This is a genomic window from Melioribacteraceae bacterium (assembly GCA_030584085.1).
Classification (GTDB): Bacteria; Bacteroidota; Ignavibacteria; order Ignavibacteriales; family Melioribacteraceae; genus SURF-28.
Genome location: CP129490.1, coordinates 1,567,525 through 1,585,431, shown reverse-complemented (window position 1 = coordinate 1,585,431; position 17,907 = coordinate 1,567,525). Strand labels below are relative to the sequence as shown.

Below are 17,907 nucleotides of genomic sequence, written 5' to 3'. Positions count from 1 at the left end.
AAATTATTTAACCCACTTAATTACGCCAAGTTCAAACGGATTCACGAGCAATTTATGTTTCGGCAATATTCTTAAGGTGTAACCAAACTGGCCTGTATCCTTACAAGTAATTTCACCTTTGTAATTATGCACTTTTGTTTTCCCTTTTGCAACATGGCTCATTATTGAATAAGAATTATTTTGAGTATCTCCGTTGGCTACTAATTTACCGAAGTATATTTGAACTTCAACATCATCAGGCGAAAGGTCACCAAGATCGACTTCGGCAGTTACTGTAAACTTTGAACCGACTTTTATATCAGAAGAATCTTTTACATGTTCAACTTTCACAAAATTTAATTTACTCCAACCTTGCAATACATGAGATTTCCAAGCGGAAAACTCTTTTGCTGTTTTACAATTATCTTTTAGGAGTTGTGTTCTTTTTTCAAGAGAATTTACATAGAACTTGCTTGTATATTCTTCAACCATTCGATTGGTATTATAGACCGGACCAAGATTTTTCATAGAAGCTTTCATCATTTTAATCCAATCACGCGGGAGCTTGTCATCTCCTCTCTCATAAAACTTCGGTACAATTTCGTTTTCTAGAGTATCATATATCATTCTTGATTCAAGTTCATCTTGATAATCGAGATCATCATATTCTTCACCGTTGCCAATTTTCCAACCGACTTCATGAGTATAACCTTCATCCCACCAGCCATCCAGCACACTAAAATTGAGGCCACCATTTGCTATCACTTTCATACCGGATGTTCCGCTAGCCTCTAAAGGCCGGCGTGGGTTATTTAGCCAAATATCACAACCTTCAACCATATAGCGAGCTACGTTCATATCATAATTTTCAAGAAAGACAACGCGCTTACGGAGCATATCATCCTTTGCAAGATCAATAATTTCTTGGATTAACGCTTTACCCTCTTCATCTCTTGGGTGAGCTTTACCGGCAATGATCAATTGCACGGGGCGTTTTGCGTTATAGAGAATACTTGTTAGTCGTTCGATATCTTTAAATATTAGTGTCGCTCTTTTATAAGTAGCAAATCTTCTTGCAAATCCTATTGTGAGAGCGGATGCGTTAAGCACTTCGGAAGCTGATCTAATTTCGGAATCGGATCCTCCCCTATTAATGATCTGTTGTTTTAATCTCTTTCTCGCAAATGCAATTAATCTTTCTCTTCTTCTTTCATGAGTACGCCAAAGTTCTTCATCCGGAATTTCATTTATTGATTCCCATGCACTTTTATCTGCCGGATCGTAAATAAATTTATCACCCAGATAACGATAGAACAGTTCATTCATATCATACGATAGATGTGACATTGTATGAATACCGTTTGTAACATAATCAATTGGTATTTCATCGAATGGGATATCGGGATAACCGGCAACCCACATTTTTTTAGATACATGTCCGTGCAATTTACTAACACCATTTACAAAAGAAGCCATGTTCATCGCAAGATGAGCCATATTGAAGTTAGATGGTTCTTTATGTTTAATAATTGTACCGAGTTTATAGAACTGTTTATCGCCGATTCCAAGTTCTTTTCTATAATAGTCTCCGAAATATTTTTCAATAAGTTCATTCGGGAAGACATCGATTCCGGCAGGGACCGGAGTGTGGGTTGTAAATACGTTCGAGTACAAATTTATATCACGTGCTTGATCGAAGGTAAGATTATTTTTATTAATCAATGTTCTTATACGTTCAAGAGCGAGGAATGCCGAATGTCCTTCATTCATGTGGCAAACAACAGGAATCAGTTCCATTGCATGAAGAGCACGAATACCGCCGATACCAAGTACAATTTCCTGCTGAATTCTTGTCTCAACATTTCCGCCGTATAGTGATCTTGTAATGTTCTTATCTTCTTCGCTGTTTTCGTCAACATAAGTATCTAATAAGAATAAAGGAACACGACCGACTTGAATTTTCCAAATTTGGAAGAAGACTTTTCGGCCGGGAAATTGAAGATCAATTTTTATCGGATTACCATCTTTATCAGTAACAAGAGTCAACGGTTGATTATAAAAGTCAGTCATTTCATAACGTTCTTGCTGCCATCCATCGCTTGATAAATATTGCTGGAAATAACCTTCCCGGTAACCGAGTCCAACTCCGACTAGCGGGACACCCAAATCGCTAGCAGATTTTAAGTGATCACCGGCTAAAACTCCCAATCCACCCGAATAAATTTGCAGACATTCAGTTAGCCCAAATTCTGCTGAAAAGTAAGCAACGTATGGTTCTTTTTCTTTTTTGTAATTTTTTTGATACCAAGACTGTTCTTGAAGATAGGTTTTCAGGTCATTATCTACTCTGTTCAGGTGTGCCAAAAATCCGTCATCATTAGCGGCTTCGAGTAATCGTTCTTGATTGATCTTACCAAGCAGTAAAACGGGATTGTGATTTAACAAATCCCAGAGATCTCTGTCTAATCTACGAAAGAGTTCAACCGCATCTTGATTCCAAGTCCAATACAAATTATATGCTATATCTAATAGTGCTGATAATTTTTTAGGTAACGATGGGACGACGTTGAAGGTCCCAATAAAGTTAACCATGAATACTCCATAAGTTTAGTCAAAATAAATGACAAGCTATTTAGTATCAAAAAAAACTAATATCAATATTGATTTTTAGTGATTTCTTTTCTGTGAAAATAGTAAAGTGAAAAATATGAATCATTTTGGCAAAAGTCAGGAGGTGGGGAAAATTAAGAAGGTAAAAGACAAATGAAAAACGTCAAATGTGAGACGTGAAGTTTTAAAAGCCCGTCTTCATCTTGGGTAAAGATCAAACGAATGCTGGGTTTCAGAGTTGAATGGAATGAAATGGAGCAATGGAGTGATGGAGTGATGGAGTGTTGGAGTATTGGAAAAATGGGGAAGTTCAATAGCAGGAGTCAGCAGAAAAGCAAAGGTAAAGGATGAAACTAAATTAATAATTCGTGAATCCGGGAATTCGCAAATTCGCTAATATTGAGAATTATATAATATAGTTTAACGAGGTTCGAAACAAATGCATTATTAAATTCGGGGACAAAATGTTAAATTGGAATTTCAAATAAAATGAAAGTGGTAATGGAATTTTTAATTTCTATGATGATTGGAATTATATTCGGTTCTCTTCCTACAGCATATATACTTATGAAAAAGTTAAAGGGGGTCAACATTACCGAAGCGGGTTCGGGTAATGTAGGAGCGATGAACTCGTTTGAGGTCAGCAACTCGTATCTAATCGGCATTGTAGTTTTCATTATCGATTTTACTAAGGGATTCTTGGCTGTGTATTTAGTTCAAAATATTTTTGGTGATGATTTTCTGTATTCGTCACTTGCTATAACTGGCGCGGTCTTGTCTCATTGTTATTCACCATGGATTAATTTCAAGGGCGGAAGAGGTTTAGCAACTGCATTAGGAGGAAGTATTCTATTCGTATATGCGATTCCCGTGATATGGATTGCATTTTGGATTGTAGCATATTTATTCAGACGTCACATTCATTTTGCTAATATGGCCGCTACAATTTTAACCGGCGCAATTGCTCTTTCCAATTCCGATATATTAAATAAATATACAAATGAAAGTGCCGATGAAAATTGGATATTTGGGATATCGGTTGCATTTGTTATGGCAATAATAATGAGCAAACATATAGAACCTTTCAAGGAGTGGTTTTTAAATCAAAAGAGAAAATCTATTAAGGATACCAATGAAACAAATTAAAGTAGCTTTTCTTTCGTCGTTTATTACGATATTAATTTTATCAGGCATTTTTGCAATCTTTTATTACAATGAAGGATTTGCCGATGAAAATACACAAGTTAATGAAAGTGATTCTTCTTTAGTGATTGAGAAAGCTTCTATCACGGATTCGATTTCACGCGGCAGAGAAACAATCATAACGAAGACAATTAAGAATGTTAGTCCGGCTGTAGTAGGAATTAACGTTGTGGAAATCCGTGAAATACGATCGCCTTGGTACAACTTTTTTAGAGATGATCCATATTTCAGAGATTATTTCAGAAGGCAACAACGTGTTCAAGGTTTGGGAAGCGGTGTAATTATTTCGCCCGATGGATATATCGTAACCAACGATCACGTCGCGGGAAATGCGGTTGAAGTCATAGTAACCATGACAGACGGAATGCAGTACAAAGCCGAAGTAATTGGAAGTGATATGGTTTCGGATATTTGTTTATTAAAAATTGACGCAAAAAATCTTCCATATGTCCCCTTCGGCAAATCGGATGATTTACTAATCGGTGAATGGGTTGTAGCACTTGGAAATCCTTTCGGATTGTTTGACATTAACGATCAACCTACAGTTACGGTTGGAGTAATTAGTTCAACCGGAATGAATTTAGGTCAAGCTAATAACAGGTACTACGTTAACATGATTCAAACCGATGCGGCGATAAACGGGGGAAACAGCGGCGGTCCGCTTGTGAACAGCTTAGGTGAATTAATTGGAATGAATACATTGATATTCACAGCCGACGGCTCACGCGGGAATGTCGGAGTCGGTTTCGCAATTCCGGTCGAGAAAATTGAAAAGATCATTAATGAATTAAAACGTAACGGTAAAGTAGATAGAGATTTTTGGACTGGATTGAGAATCCAAGCGGTTGATGAAGGCATTGCAAAATATTACAACTTACAATCCACACGAGGTGTAATAGTAACAAATGTATCTCCGAATTCTCCGGCAGAAAAAGCTGATTTAAAGGTTGGTGATATAATATTGAGAGTCGGCAAATACAAAATCAATGACGACAATACGTTGATCGGAGTGCTTCAGGAATTCAAAACGGGTGATACTTTTACACTTACAATTATCAGAGAAAACAAAACAATTACAAAAACAATGAGATTAGAAAAGCGAAATGATTGAGAGATATACACGTCCCGAGATGGGCAAAATTTGGGGAGATGAATTCAAATATTCAACTTGGCTTAAAATTGAGATACTTGCATGTGAAGCACGAGCTAAATTTGGTGAAATCCCGGTAGAAGATGTTGACGTAATTAAATCAAAAGCAAAGTTTGACGTGAAGCGAGTTTTAGAAATTGAGGAAACAACAAAACATGATGTGATTGCTTTTTTAACGAATGTTGCAGAATATGTCGGACCGGAATCAAGACATATTCATTACGGGATGACATCTTCGGATATTTTAGATACAACACTCTCCTACCAATTAAAATCATCCGGTGAAATTTTATTAAAGCAATTAATTGAGTTAAAGAATGTTTTGAGGAAAAGAGCATATGAACATAAAAATACTGTATGTGTAGGAAGGAGTCACGGCATACACGCCGAACCGACTTCAATGGGATTAAAATTTGCACTTTGGTATGAAGAATGTAAAAGGAATATTAATCGTTTAGAAAATGCTATTGAATCAATAAGTGTGGGACAAATTTCAGGAGCGGTAGGAACATTCGAACACCTTTCCCCTAAAGTTGAAGAGTATGTTTGTGAAAAGATGGGATTAAAGCCGGCACCGGTTTCTACGCAAGTAATTCAACGTGACCGACATGCAGAATTTATCTCAACGCTTGCAATTGTTGCCGCATCGTTAGAAAAAATTTCGATTGAAATTCGTCACTTGCAGAGAACCGAAGTCCTAGAAGCCGAAGAGTTTTTCTCAAAAGGACAAAAAGGTTCATCCGCGATGCCGCATAAACGTAATCCGATAGTTTCCGAAAGGATTACCGGATTGGCAAGATTAATCAGATCCAATGCAATGGCGGCAATTGAGAATGTTGCCCTTTGGCATGAGAGAGATATTTCACATTCTTCTGTTGAACGAGTTATTATGCCGGATAGCTGCATATTGATGAATTATATGCTTGATTTGATGATAAAGCTTGTTGATAATTTGATAATATATCCGGATAAAATGTTAGAGAATTTAAATCTTACAAGAGGATTAGTATTCTCTCAAACTATTTTGTTGATGTTAGTAAATAAAGGTATTACCAGAGAAGAAGCATATAAACTAGTTCAAACATGCTCGATGGATGTATGGAATGATAAGTCCAAGAATTTAAGGGATGAACTTTTGAATAATAGTGATGTGAGTAAGCTTTTAACAAAAGAAGAAATCGATGAAGTGTTCGACAGCAAAAAAATGCTTAAGAATGTTGATTATATTTTTGCTCGTTCGGTTGAGAGAGAGTGGTAGTGCAGAAGTCAGGAGTCAGAATACAGGAGTCAGAATAAAAGCATAACACAGAGTTTCACGGAGTAAAAGCAGAAGTCAGAATACAGAAGTCAGAACTCAGAATAAAGCAAAGATCGAAAAATGAAACAAAATTAGTAATTCGTCAATCCGATAATTCATCAATTCACATATTCGTGCTATTAAGGTTTAGACAGATCAGAGAAAAATTTTAAGCAAAAGCATAACACAGAGTTTCACGGAGTAAAAGCAGAAGTCAGAATACAGGAGTCAGAATAAAGCAAAGGGCAAAAGGAAAACGTCAAATGTGAAAAAGCAGAAGACAGAAGTTAGGAGTCAGAATAAAATGTCTTGTCCTGAAATAGATTAAAAAAATCTTCCATGTCTAAAGGTGTAGTAATCCCATTTACTGATATTCGTATCACAAATTCCAAATCTTATCTAAAAAATCACATATTAATTTTTTAATAAAAGACATACATTTAATCTAAAAGAAGATCAGATATCTCAAGAAATATTTCGAATCTGCTTAATTTTCACAACTTTTCATCGAACCTACGCTTGACAAATCACAGCTTATGTTATATATTAGCACTCGTCAATAATGAGTGCTAATATTAATTTTTCAATTAAACAAACAACATAAACGGAGGAATAAACCATGGCAGATTTCAAAATTCAACCATTGGCAGACAGAGTAGTCGTAAAACCGATGGCAGCTGAAGAGAAGACCAAAGGTGGAATTATTCTACCTGACACAGCTAAAGAAAAACCGATTGAAGGAACTATTATAGCTGTTGGTCCCGGAAGAGTAACAGAAGAAGGTAAAGAAGTTAAAATGTCGGTAAAGAAAGGCGATAAAGTTCTTTACGGAAAATACTCGGGAACCGAAGTAAACATTGAAGGCGAAGAATATTTGATCATGCGTGAATCAGATATTTACGGAATCGTTAATTAACAAAGTGCATCATACACGAAATAAAAATTTTGCATTATTATAAATAAAAAACGGAGGACATTAATATGTCAGCTAAAATAATTGAATACGGCAGTGAAGCGAGAAATGCCTTAAAGCAGGGTGTTGATAAACTTGCTAATGCCGTTAAAGTAACACTCGGCCCAAAAGGGCGTAACGTTATCATCGATAAAAAATTTGGCGCACCAACAGTAACAAAGGACGGTGTAACAGTCGCAAAAGAAATTGAACTTGAGGACCCGAATGAAAATATGGGTGCACAGATGGTTCGTGAAGTTGCATCTAAAACAAGTGATGTTGCCGGTGACGGAACAACAACAGCAACAGTTTTAGCACAAGCAATTTACAGAGAAGGTTTAAAGAACGTAACAGCCGGTGCAAATCCAATGGATCTCAAAAGAGGTATAGATTTAGCTGTTATTAAAGTTGTCGAATATTTAAAATCACTAAGTCGTGATGTTGAAGGACGAGATGAAATAGCTCAAGTGGGTTCGATTTCAGCAAATAACGACAAGACAATCGGTAACTTAATTGCAGATGCAATGGAGAAAGTCGGCAAAGACGGTGTAATCACAGTTGAAGAAGCAAAAGGTACAGAAACCGGATTAGAAGTTGTTGAAGGAATGCAATTTGATCGAGGTTATTTATCCCCTTACTTCGTAACAAATTCAGAATCGATGGAAGCTGAATTAGAAAATCCATTTATATTAATTCACGACAAGAAAATCTCAGCGATGAAAGATTTACTACCTGTTCTTGAAAAAGTTGCTCAATCAGGTAAACCATTGTTGATAATTGCAGAAGATCTTGAAGGTGAAGCACTTGCAACATTAGTAGTGAACAAATTACGCGGAACATTAAAAGTATGTGCAGTAAAAGCTCCCGGATTCGGTGACAGAAGAAAAGCTATGTTGGAAGATATTGCAGTATTGACCGGCGGTACGGTGATCTCAGAAGAAAGAGGATTCAAATTAGAAAACGCTACCGTTGAATACTTAGGTACTGCTTCAAAAGTTAATATTGACAAAGACAACACAACAATTGTTGAAGGTGCAGGAAGTTCAGACGAAATCAAGAAAAGAATAAATGAAATTAAAGCTCAGATTGAAAACACGACTTCAGATTATGACAGAGAAAAACTACAAGAAAGATTAGCAAAACTTTCCGGTGGTGTTGCAGTGCTAAAAATCGGTGCATCAACAGAAATCGAAATGAAAGAAAAGAAAGCAAGAGTTGAAGACGCGCTTCATGCTACACGTGCAGCAGTCGAAGAAGGTATTGTACCCGGCGGTGGTGTTGCACTAGTAAGAGCAATTTCTACTTTAGCTAATCTAGAAGGCGAAAACTTAGACCAAACAACCGGTGTAAAGATAATTGAAAAAGCATTAGGCGAACCTCTAAGACAAATAGTAAGAAATGCCGGTTTAGAAGGTGCTGTTGTTTTCAATAAAGTTCTTGAAGGTAAAGATGATTTCGGATTTAACGCCGCCACCGAAGAATATGAAAACCTTTACAAAGCCGGTGTAATTGATCCGACTAAAGTAACAAGAACAGCATTGCAAAATGCAGCTTCTGTTTCAGCATTGTTACTTACAACCGAAGCAGTAGTATATGAAAAACCAGAAGATGAAAAAGCTCCAGCTATGCCTCCGGGCGGTATGGGCGGCATGGATGGAATGTACTAAGATAGATGTGAGATTTGAGATGTGAGTATAGAGATGTGAGAAATGAGTACAGAGATGTGAGACGTGAAATAAAAAAGGCAGTCAATAATTTGACTGCTTTTTTTATGTATCGAAAATTCAGATAAATCGATTATACTTTTGAGAGCTTTTTCCTATCCTCTTTACCATTACCGGTTGTATTGTAATAATAGTAATAATACTTGTAATAAGAACCGTAACCAGGTCTATATGCGAATCTGTTAAGGATAGTACCAAGGAATTGAGCTTTAGCCATTTTAAGCACATCTAGTGATTTGTATAGAATATCGTACTCGGTAATACCTGCTGCAATAACCAAAGCAACACCGTCAACACTTTGAGCTAAAATTTCAGAATCCGTCACAGCGATGATTGGTGGTGAGTCGATGATAATTAAATCAAATTGTGTTTCTAATTTTGCAAGGAATTCTTCCATCTTATGAGAGCCGAGAATTTCTGCGGGATTAGGAGGTATAGTGCCACCTGTTATATAATAAAGATTTGCCTGTTCAGTTTTTCTTATTAATTCATCAAATGTAGCTTGCCCGAAGAAATAATCAATAAATCCGGGATAACGTTCATCACCGAAAACCTTATGAACTCTGGGTTTACGCAAATCGCAGTCGAGTAATAAAACTTTTTGATTAGCCTGAGCAAAACTACCTGCTAGATTTACGGCGGTAGTAGTTTTCCCTTCACCTGCCGATGAAGACGTAACTAATAATTTCTTAGGTAAATTTCCTTCCGTTCCCGAATATCGAATTCTTGTACGAAGCGCTCTGTAAGCTTCACTAGCTGTGGAATCGGATTTTTTATTGACGATGAACTCACTTCCGGATGCCTTTTGTTTATCGGCGATAAACATTTCAGGAATCCATGCAAGTAAGCTAATATTTTTCTGCTGCAATTCTTCGGGAGTCTTAACGGTATTATCAAAATAATTTTTAATAAATGCAAAACCAAAACCTAAACCAAGTCCTAGGACTAAGCCAACGGCAATAATTAAAACTCTATTTGGTTTGGAAGGTTGATCAGCGACCCTAGCATCATCAACAATTAAAACGTTGCCGGGGGTTGACTGCTCGTTTATCTGAGCTTCTTGATATTTTTCTTCGACTAATAAATAAAGTTTCTCGTTTGCTTCTTTAATTCTTTGGAGCCGTGCTAGATCAAGAGTACGTTTCGGCATTTCATTAAATCTTGTTTCATATCTCTGAACAAGTTCATCTAATTCATTATATGATGAATATAATGATTGATAACGTACTTCCTCTTCCAAAACTTTTGCAGTAAGTTCTTGGATCTGCTCAGGGTTTGACGCAAAAATTCCAGCTTTATAAACTTGGATTTGATCATTTAGTTTATTTTTTAAGTCCTCAATCTTTTTATCATACTCGCGTGTAACCGGACTATTAGAAATACTTCCTTGTTCAATATTGGATAAAGCCAAGTCTCTCTGCGATTGTAATTGAGCTATCTGAGTCTGCAAACTCTTGATATATGGTTCTGCGGCAAAACTTTCCAAATAATCCTTAATCCTCGGATCTTGTTTTTCAAGTTCATTCTTGTATTGATCCAAACTTTTTTTAGAAATGGTCATATCAATACGTGTCGAATTTCTTTGCGACTCAAAGGTAGTCAACTGATCAATTAAAGCACGTGCTTGTTGAGTAATATCAACAACACCTCTTTCCTCCTGATATGTTTTTAACTGTTCTTCGGCAAATAAAAGTTCATCAAGTTTACCTTTTCGCTGCTCTTCAAGAAATTCTTTTACTACTACAAGTTGTTTTCTATTATAATTAAGATTTAGATTCAGATAGCTATCGGCATAGATGTTTGCTATTAAAGCTGCTTCTTTAGGGGAAGGTGATTCGACCGAAATTTCGACAATATCCAATCCCCTTTTTTGTTCAATAGTAACTACGCCGGCTGCAGAAGAAAACATTCCAGCCAAAGAATTTAAAGATTTTAATTCTCTTCGCTCATTGTTATCGAAAAATTTTTCCTGGTCATAAATTAAATGGAAATCTTCAGGATGATCTGAGATTCTAAAAGAATCTATAAGAGATTGTGCGACTTGATATCTTGTAGTGTAACTTTTTAAAATTTCTATTTCATTTGCAATAAAGCGATCACTTCCAAAATCTTGGAATTCTGGTAAAAGAGGTGCTTCCAAAATATTTCCGGAAGGTTTGTTCAACTTCATTGAAGTTGTACTGGTATAAATATTCGTAGCTGTGAGTGCATAGAAGATGGCAATACCAACAGCCGCTAAAGTAATAACGGTTATCGGAAGTAGATTCTGTCTTATTAAATTTATATAATCTTTTAATGTCGTTTCATTTTGTTCTTGCATAAAATCTTGATTCTTCACTTGTAATACCTCGGAATTATTTTCTAACAATATTTATAATTAAGATAGCCAGAGAAATCAGAGTAGAAACAACCGATAAGGTGATACTAAACCAATCCTTAAAGTACAAACGTGGAGCGCCTGGTACCAATAATATGTCACCACCTTTCAAAGATGGAATAAATTTTTTAGGTCTCTCGAGATGACTTTCCCATAGAAGGTCATTATAATTTATTTTCATCATAATCTGTGATGAATCTTCGAGCACACGATAGAGTCTAACATCCTCCAAATTTGCATCGTCGGTTGGTCCTCCTGCATAGGAAAGTAAATCGGCTACAGTTGTATTTATGGGAACGATATATCTACCCGGATAACGCATAAAACCCCAAACGGCTACTTTCATATTTACGGAGGAAGGATCGGAGTAATCATACAATCCGCCTTGCCTGGCAGTTCTATCAATAGCGGAGACGCCAATTTCATAATCTTTAACCTGTCCGATGACCGAAATAGTTGCAAAGAGCAGCAACAAAAGAAGATATTTTAGCTTCATAAAATTCCTCTGAAAAGCTTATTTGAGTTTATTAATTTTTAATGTAATACCACGCGATGTGATCATACTTCCAAGTATGCCATAAACAATACCAGAAAATAAGATAATTAATGTACCAAAATAAATATAATTAAGGAAATTAAAATTATAATAAAATTTTTGAATAAACTCACCGATGCCCAATATGAATGTGATAGAGATTACACCTGCAATTATTCCGAAGAAAATTCCGGTTAAATATATTGGTATTTTAAGTGTGCTTACCTTTGCTCCGACCAATTTCATGGTATTATATTTATCTAACTTATGCTCAATCTGTAATTTATTTGTGGAATATACTAAGTATATCGCAAGTAATACAAACACAAATGAGATACCGAATATTATATACTTACTTGAATTTATAAAATTAATTAGAGAAATGATTGTTGAGTAGTCATAAATTACTTCGTCTACAACTTTGTTTTTTTCAATTTCGGATACAAATTTTTGTATTGCGTTTTCGGCAACAACTTCAGATTTAAATTTCACTTTAAACGAAGACGGCAATGGATTTGCTTCCAAAATCGATTTGAAATCTTCTCCTGTCTCTTCAATAAAATTCTTTTCAGCTTGATCTTTAGAAATAAATCTGACGTACTGCAGACGTTGATCTTTTTTAAGCTGTGAACCGAATGAATCAATTTCTGATTGTGATAGTTCCGTTTTCAAGAAAATATCAAGTTCAACTCTTTCTTTCAACTCGCTGTCAATTTTATTAGAAAGCAATAAAAGCAAAACCGAAGTATTAGTAGCAAGGATTGCAATCGCGAGAGAAACAATAGTGATAAAGGATGCAAGTTTAGATTGCTTGATCGATCGGAAAGCTTCGGATAAATAAAATAGTATCATATAAATTTAGAAGTTGGATTCATCAAGCCAGTTAACAATTTGCCATTTACTGTTTTCATTTTTTCGAAGTGTTAAATTAACTCTTCCATCGACATCAATAATGTCTGTTGGATTAAAGGTAATAGTTAAATCAAAGCTTCTAATAATATTTGTTGAATCGGATGTTAGGGAAACAATTTCATTCCAAATAAGATCAAGACGTTGAACGTTTTGGAATAATCCATAAGTAACACGCATTTCTTCTTCCCTGCCCCAGGAAATATCAAAACCAAGATCATAATCTCGGTATGTAAATATAAAATCTTTCGCTAATAAATCCCCATAAATTGTAGTATCTCTGAAACTATAAGCGTATTGGAAATTTTGAAAAACACCGTTGATATTAGTCTGATCGGTGATTAGACCGTCGCCACCTGAGATGTTCTCATCCAATGCCGGTGCAAACGGATTTACACAGCTTACCGATATAAATATTAAAATAAATGATATAAAAAAAATCGACTTAATAAAATCTTCCTCTTAGTTCACTCCAGCTAGGTAAATTTTCTTTTTGAATATCACGCCAAGTTGTAATTACCCATTGATTTCGTGAATCGAGTTTGATAACAAATTCAACACTTCCGCCATAAACACTTGGTAATTCAGGATTGCTTAAAGGTACATTCAATGAGTAATCAAAAAAGTAAATTGAACTGTCACCTTGCGGAGTTGAATTTTCATTAATTAGTGAGAGAATAATTTTACCGTTTTGAACCGATGAAAATACATTGTTGATATAAATTCTTTCGGCCGATAAATCCCAATCGGCTAATGTTTGAAAAGTAGCTGCCGCACCGGATGCAGCTATATATTTAAATTTTGAATTGATAAATGCAGAATCGACGAACGAAGCTAAATAATTTTCGATAACTTTTTCAGAAAGAGAATTTTTAAGATTTTCAAATAAGAGTTGAGGTGTAGTCGGCGGTACGTATGTCGAACCAATATTTTTCGGTTCTTCTTCATCGCGCGTAGTGAATAAATCGCAAGAAAAAATAAATACAACTAATAGTAATATGGTGATCTTAATTTTCATTTTTGTAGAAAGAGTATAATCCTTTCAGAATTTTCACTATTATACTGATCGCCCTTATAATTACCAAAAACATTTATGACTTTATAACCGCTTTGTTGAAATACTTTTATCAGTTCATCTGAACTATATAGTCTTACCGATTCAGTGAAATTAAACTTCTTATTTTCTTTATGAATTTCGATATCCTTAATTACACGTTCGTTATATATTCTTCTCGTTTCTTTGATAATAAAGTCTTCGTCATTTCGCTCGGAATATGGTACAAGATTTTGAATCAATTGTTTCTTATTAATATAATCAAATACAAAATACCCATGTTCATTAAGAAAATTTATGGAATTATTAATAAACATGAAATTCTCTTCGTCAGTATCAAAGTATCCGAAACTTGTGAAGACATTTAATATCAACCCGAATTTCTTTTTTAGTTGAACCGAACGAATATCACCACGAAAGAAGATATTTTCATTAATAATTTTCTTAGAGTTTTTTTGTGCGTTTTTCAGTAAAGGTAAACTAAGATCAAAACCAATAACGTTGAATCCATTTTTTAACAACAAATTTGAATATCGACCCGCTCCGCAGGCTGCGTCCAGAATAAGATCATTTTTTGATACGGATAAGTTATTAGTTATTAATTTTAAGAGTTTTTGAGCATCTTCTACATTGCGATGCTTATACACGTCAAGATAAAGATCAGATGCGAACCAATCTTCGTACCATTGCCCCATTACAGATCACTTCTACCTAAAACTGCACGTCCGATTGTCGCATCATCTGCAAATTCAAGATCGCCGCCGATCGGTAATCCACGCGCAATTCTGGTGACTTTGATATTGAGTGGTTTAATAAGTTTTGCAAGATAGAGTGAAGTTGTGTCCCCTTCGGTATCGGGATTCAAGGCTAGTATAATTTCTTTAATTTCTTCGGAGTGAAGCCGCTTGATTAATTCATGTATGTGAAGATCGTCGACGCCAACACCACTAAGCGGAGATAACACACCTCCTATAACGTGGTATATTCCGTTAAACTCGTTAGTTCTTTCGATTGCAATTATATCGCTTGCTTCTTCAACGACACAAATTACCGATCGATCTCGTTTTTGACTCTTACAGATGTCACATGTTTCATCTACCGATAAATTAAAACAGATTGAGCAAAATCTAATTTTATCCTTTAGATCTGTAATTGCTTTAACAAGACTTTCAACATTTGCATGATCGGTTTTAAGAAGGTGAAGAGCAAGACGTTGAGCAGTCTTCCTCCCGATAGAAGGAAGTTTGCTCAATTCATCAATAGCTATTTGGAGTGGTTCCGCAATTTGCAATTTAGAACCCCGGAATATTTAATCCGGGAGGTATCATACCTCTCGTAACATTACCCATTTCTTCTTCGGCCATTTTCCCGGCACTTTCTAAAGCTTTATTTACTGCCGCGACAACTAAGTCTTCTAACATTTCGCGATCTTCACCTTTGATAATTTCTTCATCTATTTGGATAGAGATCAACTCTTTTTTTCCGTTGACGGTAGCTTTAACAACACCGCCGCCGCTTTCTTCAGTAACAGTTTTATTCCCAAGTTCATTCTGAACCCTTTCCATTTCGGCTTGCATCTTCTGGACTTGTTTCATCATCCCTTGCATTCCGCCTTTCATTTTTCCTCCTGATAATTCCTTAAATAAAAAAATTGCGTTTTTTAATTAAAATCAAAATTAACAAAAAATTGATACACAAAGAAATTGAAGAGTAAAAATGTTATTTTTCAATTCATTTTAAAGGGCAAAAAGTAAAATTATGTTTTTAACAAAATATGGGTATTCAACATTAGGCTGGGTATTTTTAGTCGTATTTATACTAATAGCAATTGCTGTTTTGGTCAATCACACATATTTAAGATATATTCTGGGTGCGATTAGTCTTTTCTTAATTGTATTCTCACTCAATTTTTTCCGCGATCCGGACAGAACTCCACCCAAAACAGAAAATGTAATTATTTCTCCGGCTGACGGGAAAATACTGATTATAAAGGATGTATTCGAAAAAAGATTCCTTAATTCCGAAGGAATTCAAGTTTCTATTTTTATGTCTCCGTTAAATGTTCATGTAAACAGAATCCCCATCAATGGTAAAGTTGACTTCTTGAACTATGTTGAAGGTGAATACCTTGTAGCTTATCACGACAAAGCAGATTCTGCAAATGAACGAAGTGAAATTGGCATAACTTCAGAACATGGTAAAGTACTATTTACACAAGTTGCCGGTTTTGTTGCAAGAAGAATTGTTTATGATCTGAAGCTTGGTGATGAGGTAAGAATCGGTGAACGTTTCGGTATGATAAAATTTGGAAGTCGAGTTGATGTTATTGTACCTAAAGGTTGGAAGATTAATGTTAAAGAAGGTGATATAGTTGCAGCCGGTGAAACAATTTTATTTGAGAGATAGATGAAGAAAAATTTCAGACTTTCCAAAGCAATCATACCAAATTCTTTTACGGCACTTAATGCGCTCTGCGGTTATATTTCGATTACATTGAGTGTTAACTCGCAATATGAAATGGCTTTTTTCTTTATTGTATTCGCGGGATTGTTTGATTTGTTTGACGGCATATTGGCGAGATTAGTAAAAACCAGCAGTGAATTCGGTGTTCAATTGGATTCACTTTCCGATGTGATTAGTTTCGGAGTCGCCCCGGCTTTTTTAATTTATCATACTTCACTTTATGAATTCGGTTGGTTAGGCATTTTAATCAGCGGTGCTTATGTCGTATTCGGTGCATTTCGATTAGCAAGATTTAATGTACAAGTCAGCGATTATTCAGTCAAAACGGATTTCAAAGGTTTACCGATTCCCATTGCTGCATTAACATTATCATCATTTGTTTGGAACTTTTATTCCGATGGTTCAATAATTTCTCCTTATGACAGTTTTGTGATTCCTTTGATAATTATCCTATCCATATTGATGGTAAGTACCGTAAAGTATAATGCTTTGCCAAAAATTTCTATTGATTCACTAAAAAGGAAACCGGTTTTTATCGGCTTTATTATTCTTTCGATTATCGCATTAATTTATTCGGAAGGTAATTTTCTTTTTTATGTATTTTTTGTGTTGGTTTTATTTGGTATTTTTCGAAAAGTATTTGAGCTTATCTCAAACTCTTCAAGTGATGATTCATTAACCGAAGAAACAAACTAAAAGGATAAATTTTGTATAAAGCCACGGTTATAGTAAAAAGAAGACCAAAAATTTTGGATCCGCAAGGTAAGGCCGCCGAACAAGGCGCAAAATTGCTTGGATTTAATAATGTTTCCGGAACTCGAATCGGGAAATATATTGAGTTCAACATCGATACAAATGATGAAAAATCCGCTGAAAAGGAAGTAAAAGAATACAGTGAGAAACTTCTTTCTAATCCCATCATGGAAGATTTTGAATTTCGCCTGGAAAAAGTAAAATGAAACCAAAATTCGGAGTAGTTACTTTTCCCGGTTCAAATTGTGATTATGATGCTTTCTATGCAATTAAAAAAGTTTTAGACTTTGATGCGGAATTCTTATGGCACAAGGATACTTCGTTCAATGGAATAGATGTGATAGTTTTACCTGGTGGATTTTCATACGGTGATTATCTCAGAACAGGTGCAATTGCGAAGTTCTCACCAATTATGGATCAAGTTACAGAATTTGCGGAAAAAGGTGGAATTGTTCTCGGTATATGCAACGGTTTTCAGATCTTACTTGAAGCAGGATTACTTCCCGGAACAATGCAAGTAAATGAATCACTAAAATTTGTTTGCAAGGATATTTATTTGAAAGTCGAGAATAAAAATACACCGTTTACCAACTCAATCGACAAAGATCCGATTAAGATTCCTATTAAACATGGCGAAGGAAACTATTACGCAGATGTAAAAACCGTGACCGAATTAGAGAAGAACGGGCAAATAATATTTAGATATTCTTCTAAAAACGGCAAAGTCAGCAATGAATATAATCCAAACGGATCAATTAGCAACATTGCCGGTATAATGAACAAGAAACAAAATGTAATGGGACTTATGCCCCATCCGGAAAATGCATGCGACCCGATATTGAGAAAGACAGACGGTCAGCTTATCTTTAAGTCGATTGCAAATAGTTTATTTAATTAATGA

At 35.3% G+C, this 17,907-nt stretch carries 18 protein-coding genes; 9 read left to right on the top strand and 9 right to left on the bottom strand.

From position 1 onward, the window contains the following. Positions 1-3: 3 nt before the first annotated feature. Entirely contained in the window at positions 4-2,571 is a 2,568-nt protein-coding gene (gene glgP / locus QY331_07180) for an alpha-glucan family phosphorylase (GenBank protein ID WKZ71032.1), read from the bottom strand. Positions 2,572-3,078: 507 nt separating this feature from the next. Between glgP and QY331_07175 the strand changes: the two genes are divergently transcribed. The 5 genes from QY331_07175 (at position 3,079) to groL (ending at position 8,858) form a co-directional block, all read left to right on the top strand. Further along, complete coding sequence (locus tag QY331_07175) at positions 3,079-3,735, top strand: glycerol-3-phosphate acyltransferase (protein WKZ71031.1); 657 nt, start codon at positions 3,079-3,081, stop codon at positions 3,733-3,735. Then, on the top strand, positions 3,722-4,903 hold the full coding sequence (locus QY331_07170) for a trypsin-like peptidase domain-containing protein (GenBank protein WKZ71030.1): 1,182 nt from the start codon (positions 3,722-3,724) through the stop codon (positions 4,901-4,903). The genes QY331_07175 and QY331_07170 overlap by 14 nt, the downstream gene beginning before the upstream one ends. Further along, on the top strand, positions 4,896-6,200 hold the full coding sequence (purB, locus tag QY331_07165; GenBank protein ID WKZ71029.1) for an adenylosuccinate lyase: 1,305 nt from the start codon (positions 4,896-4,898) through the stop codon (positions 6,198-6,200). Before QY331_07170 ends, purB begins: the two co-directional genes overlap by 8 nt. Before the next feature lie 658 nt (positions 6,201-6,858). Continuing rightward, positions 6,859-7,155 (top strand): co-chaperone GroES, encoded by a 297-nt coding sequence (gene groES / locus QY331_07160; GenBank protein ID WKZ71028.1) that lies wholly within the window; start codon positions 6,859-6,861, stop codon positions 7,153-7,155. Between the two features lie 65 nt (positions 7,156-7,220). Next, positions 7,221-8,858: a chaperonin GroEL gene (groL, locus tag QY331_07155; GenBank protein WKZ71027.1), complete on the top strand. Its 1,638-nt coding sequence runs from the start codon at positions 7,221-7,223 to the stop codon at positions 8,856-8,858. A gap of 130 nt (positions 8,859-8,988) precedes the next feature. On the opposite strand, the gene QY331_07150 is transcribed toward groL, so the two are convergent. The 8 genes from QY331_07150 to QY331_07115 all read right to left on the bottom strand — a co-directional run bounded on the left by QY331_07150 (position 8,989) and on the right by QY331_07115 (position 15,409). Next, a complete protein-coding gene (locus tag QY331_07150; protein ID WKZ71026.1) occupies positions 8,989-11,253 on the bottom strand; it encodes a polysaccharide biosynthesis tyrosine autokinase in 2,265 nt (754 codons plus the stop codon). 16 nt (positions 11,254-11,269) lie between these two features. Beyond that, positions 11,270-11,788, bottom strand: coding sequence for an SLBB domain-containing protein (locus QY331_07145; GenBank protein ID WKZ71025.1), 519 nt, complete (start codon positions 11,786-11,788; stop codon positions 11,270-11,272). A gap of 18 nt (positions 11,789-11,806) precedes the next feature. Continuing rightward, positions 11,807-12,679 carry a permease-like cell division protein FtsX gene (locus QY331_07140; GenBank protein WKZ71024.1) on the bottom strand — a complete coding sequence of 291 codons (873 nt, stop codon included), beginning with the start codon at positions 12,677-12,679 and terminating at the stop codon, positions 11,807-11,809. Positions 12,680-12,685: 6 nt separating this feature from the next. Then, positions 12,686-13,111, bottom strand: coding sequence for a hypothetical protein (locus QY331_07135; GenBank protein WKZ71023.1), 426 nt, complete (start codon positions 13,109-13,111; stop codon positions 12,686-12,688). A gap of 70 nt (positions 13,112-13,181) precedes the next feature. Continuing rightward, positions 13,182-13,754, bottom strand: a complete 573-nt coding sequence (locus tag QY331_07130) for a hypothetical protein (protein ID WKZ71022.1) — start codon at positions 13,752-13,754, stop codon at positions 13,182-13,184. Then, a complete protein-coding gene (locus QY331_07125; GenBank protein WKZ71021.1) occupies positions 13,751-14,485 on the bottom strand; it encodes a class I SAM-dependent methyltransferase in 735 nt (244 codons plus the stop codon). Before QY331_07125 ends, QY331_07130 begins: the two co-directional genes overlap by 4 nt. Then, positions 14,485-15,081 carry a recombination mediator RecR gene (gene recR / locus QY331_07120; GenBank protein WKZ71020.1) on the bottom strand — a complete coding sequence of 199 codons (597 nt, stop codon included), beginning with the start codon at positions 15,079-15,081 and terminating at the stop codon, positions 14,485-14,487. Before recR ends, QY331_07125 begins: the two co-directional genes overlap by 1 nt. 1 nt (position 15,082) lies before the next feature. Then, entirely contained in the window at positions 15,083-15,409 is a 327-nt protein-coding gene (locus QY331_07115; protein ID WKZ71019.1) for a YbaB/EbfC family nucleoid-associated protein, read from the bottom strand. A gap of 139 nt (positions 15,410-15,548) precedes the next feature. On the opposite strand from QY331_07115, the gene QY331_07110 reads away from it, so the two are divergent. Genes QY331_07110 through purQ form a run of 4 tightly spaced genes read left to right on the top strand, consistent with a single transcriptional unit; the run spans position 15,549 to position 17,904 of the window. Next, a complete protein-coding gene (locus QY331_07110) occupies positions 15,549-16,196 on the top strand; it encodes a phosphatidylserine decarboxylase family protein (protein WKZ71018.1) in 648 nt (215 codons plus the stop codon). Next, the gene (pssA, locus tag QY331_07105) at positions 16,197-16,949 is read left to right on the top strand and encodes a CDP-diacylglycerol--serine O-phosphatidyltransferase (GenBank protein WKZ71017.1); all 753 of its coding nucleotides are present in this window, start codon (positions 16,197-16,199) and stop codon (positions 16,947-16,949) included. 11 nt (positions 16,950-16,960) lie between these two features. Beyond that, the gene (gene purS / locus QY331_07100; protein WKZ71016.1) at positions 16,961-17,212 is read left to right on the top strand and encodes a phosphoribosylformylglycinamidine synthase subunit PurS; all 252 of its coding nucleotides are present in this window, start codon (positions 16,961-16,963) and stop codon (positions 17,210-17,212) included. After that, positions 17,209-17,904 (top strand): phosphoribosylformylglycinamidine synthase subunit PurQ, encoded by a 696-nt coding sequence (gene purQ, locus QY331_07095; GenBank protein WKZ71015.1) that lies wholly within the window; start codon positions 17,209-17,211, stop codon positions 17,902-17,904. Before purS ends, purQ begins: the two co-directional genes overlap by 4 nt. The last annotated feature ends 3 nt before the right edge of the window (positions 17,905-17,907 follow it).

Excerpts from the sequence above, each read along its gene's own strand:
- glgP (WKZ71032.1), bottom strand. The coding sequence starts at position 2,571 with ATGGTTAACTTTATTGGGACCTTCAACGTCGTCCCATCGTTACCTAAA.
- QY331_07175 (WKZ71031.1), top strand. The coding sequence starts at position 3,079 with ATGAAAGTGGTAATGGAATTTTTAATTTCTATGATGATTGGAATTATA.
- QY331_07170 (WKZ71030.1), top strand. The coding sequence starts at position 3,722 with ATGAAACAAATTAAAGTAGCTTTTCTTTCGTCGTTTATTACGATATTA.
- purB (WKZ71029.1), top strand. The coding sequence starts at position 4,896 with ATGATTGAGAGATATACACGTCCCGAGATGGGCAAAATTTGGGGAGAT.
- groES (WKZ71028.1), top strand. The coding sequence starts at position 6,859 with ATGGCAGATTTCAAAATTCAACCATTGGCAGACAGAGTAGTCGTAAAA.
- groL (WKZ71027.1), top strand. The coding sequence starts at position 7,221 with ATGTCAGCTAAAATAATTGAATACGGCAGTGAAGCGAGAAATGCCTTA.
- QY331_07145 (WKZ71025.1), bottom strand. The coding sequence starts at position 11,788 with ATGAAGCTAAAATATCTTCTTTTGTTGCTGCTCTTTGCAACTATTTCG.
- QY331_07140 (WKZ71024.1), bottom strand. The coding sequence starts at position 12,679 with ATGATACTATTTTATTTATCCGAAGCTTTCCGATCGATCAAGCAATCT.
- QY331_07130 (WKZ71022.1), bottom strand. The coding sequence starts at position 13,754 with ATGAAAATTAAGATCACCATATTACTATTAGTTGTATTTATTTTTTCT.
- QY331_07125 (WKZ71021.1), bottom strand. The coding sequence starts at position 14,485 with ATGGGGCAATGGTACGAAGATTGGTTCGCATCTGATCTTTATCTTGAC.
- QY331_07115 (WKZ71019.1), bottom strand. The coding sequence starts at position 15,409 with ATGAAAGGCGGAATGCAAGGGATGATGAAACAAGTCCAGAAGATGCAA.
- QY331_07110 (WKZ71018.1), top strand. The coding sequence starts at position 15,549 with ATGTTTTTAACAAAATATGGGTATTCAACATTAGGCTGGGTATTTTTA.
- pssA (WKZ71017.1), top strand. The coding sequence starts at position 16,197 with ATGAAGAAAAATTTCAGACTTTCCAAAGCAATCATACCAAATTCTTTT.
- purQ (WKZ71015.1), top strand. The coding sequence starts at position 17,209 with ATGAAACCAAAATTCGGAGTAGTTACTTTTCCCGGTTCAAATTGTGAT.